This window comes from Streptomyces sp. PTL18 (genome assembly GCF_059510295.1).
On the sequence record NZ_JCAJZO010000161.1, the window covers coordinates 1 to 311 of the forward strand.

General features: G+C 73.3%; 1 protein-coding gene. It reads right to left on the minus strand.

Features of this window, described 5'->3' with window-relative positions; genetic code table 11:
- Positions 1 to 291 (minus strand): hypothetical protein (locus tag AC5WS8_RS39465; RefSeq protein WP_496108287.1); only part of this gene is annotated, 291 nt, incomplete at its 3' end.
- Positions 292 to 311 lie beyond the last annotated feature (20 nt).

The window sequence follows — 311 nt, forward strand, 5'->3', positions numbered from 1 at the left end:
CGGCTCCAGGGCCGGGAACACTCGCGACCAGTCGACGTCGGCGCCACGGGTGAACGCGGCGGCCGCGGCGGACACCACGGACGCGGCTTCCGGACGGTTCTTGCGCAGTGCCGGAACGAACAGCTTTCCGTCCTCGTCCGCCGCACAGCCCTGCCCGAGCGCCGTGAGGGTGCCGTCGGGGCCCAGCTCCAGGAAGCGCGCGACGGCGTGCTCGTCGGCCAGCGTGCGTACGGCGTCGGCGTAGCGGACGGTGCGGCGGACGTGGTCGACCCAGTAGTCAGGGGACGTCAACTCCTCCACGCTCGCGGACG